We start from the raw sequence: 1,776 nt of genomic DNA on the forward strand, positions 1-1,776 counted from the left end.
GCGGTTAGTATATGAATTCGGGAAACATAACAAGCGCATGTTATCGGACTGTGATCTTGCCCCGATAAAACGGACACCAAAGTCAAACTGACGAGGTGTCCAATGCCAAAATATAATCAGCCAAGAAAGACCTGGCAGTATTCGAACGAGTTTAAAGTTAAAGCAGTCCAGCTAAGTCTGATAGAAGGAATTCAGGTTCAGGAAGTAGCCAATACTCTCGACATTCATCCATTTATGCTGTCACGATGGCGAAAAGAATACCGTGAAGGCAAGATCGTGGCAGATAAACGTAAGAAGCTAACCGAGGCGACTAGAAAGCAAGAAAAGGAAATTTCGAAGGTTAAGAAGCTGGAAGCAGAGAACAAGAAGCTGAAACAGGAGCTTGATCTGCTAAAAAAGTGGCAACGGTTTCTTGCGGAGGAACATCAGCAAGATATCGATTCATCGAGAAATTCGGACGAGAGCTAGGCATTAAGCGAACATGTGAATGGCTGGGAGTTTCGCGAAGTGGTTACTATGCTAGAAAGTAAAACGGACAGCCACGATAATTTTGATGAATGAAACCGGCGATAATCAAGCATGAGTGATGCACACACCGTGATTGAGTTCTTATTTCAAAAAAGCGGGTGATTTCCTTTCAATTCTCAGTATCTCAGGCAAGAAAAATACCAGCTGGTGCTGGTTGTAGAATACCGGTTGGTTTTCTCGGCAGGGTAGCTATCCGAATGCAGCTTTACATCGACTGAGTCCGGGTGGCCTTTGATAATTCAGCGTTTCACAGGCACTGCGTAGGCGTTGCTCATTGCCTGCAAATGTCGCAAAGCACTGCTCGAATTTTGACGTCATCTCCAGCCACTGCGAATCATCAATCCCGAGTCGGGTAAGAATGTTCTCAGCATTTTCAGAAATGGCGCCACGCTTGTCTTCGCGGAGAATACGGCCTGTCCAGTCAACGAGTTCAAGGTAATCTGTCAGACGCATCTGGATACCTTTAGGGCTATCTTGACGGGGATTGCCAACGAAAGGGTGCAGTTCCTCGGCTTGCTGATTCGGGTGGTTTGGCTGCTTCGTAGATTTCGCTTTCTCTGATCGCTTCTTAACGGAAGTATGATCAGACAGCTCAGGTGTTTTTGCCATTTGAGCACGAACGGGGTTCAGATCGACATACGCCATGCAGGCGGCAAGTGCGGCTTCATCCAGAAGTGCTTGTGATTTGAACCGACCTTCCCAGAATCGACCAGTACAGCGATCTTCCCGGTTGGCCTCACGAGCGATTGCTTCATTAAGAATGCGCATAAACCAGCTAATGTCGCAGAGGCGAGAACGCCACTCTTCAATGATCATCTGTAGTCGGGCGCGCTGTGAAGTATCCAGGTTTTCCCCGCGGACAAATTTTTGCGAAAACAGATTACCCTTGAAAAGTGAATGCCAGCGTTCGACGACCTCCAGATCAGCCCATTGATCAGCCTGCTTTTTGTCGATGTGAAGCACGACATGATAGTGATTACTCATAATGGCGTAAGCTGCGATATTGATAGCGAAGGTTTGCGGTAATACCAGAAGTTTCTCTTCTAGCCAGCCACGGCGGTGCTCATAGCTTTGGCCGGTAGATGTATCCGTGCCACAGAGAAAAGCCCGACGTACACAACGGGAGATACAGTGGTAATACGGCGTAGCATCAAGGGAAATCTGCTGTTTTCTTGGCTTTGGCACGGTGTTACTCCATTAACGAATGCACGGGCAGATTATCACAAGCGAATCTTTCAACAATCAGGC

General features: G+C 47.3%; 1 protein-coding gene and 1 pseudogene. One reads left to right on the plus strand and one right to left on the minus strand.

The annotated features are described in order from the left end of the window. Positions 1–102: 102 nt before the first annotated feature. Positions 103–518: pseudogene (locus B2R29_RS04180) on the plus strand (transposase); the annotation flags it as partial. Between the two features lie 199 nt (positions 519–717). Here the strand turns inward: B2R29_RS04180 and B2R29_RS04185 are convergent. After that, positions 718–1,713: a transposase gene (locus B2R29_RS04185; protein WP_301179916.1), complete on the minus strand. Its 996-nt coding sequence runs from the start codon at positions 1,711–1,713 to the stop codon at positions 718–720. Between the last annotated feature and the right edge of the window lie 63 nt (positions 1,714–1,776).

The sequence above is a fragment of the Thalassolituus sp. UBA3500 genome (genome assembly GCF_002377545.1).
Classification (GTDB): Bacteria; Pseudomonadota; Gammaproteobacteria; order Pseudomonadales; family Oceanobacteraceae; genus Thalassolituus.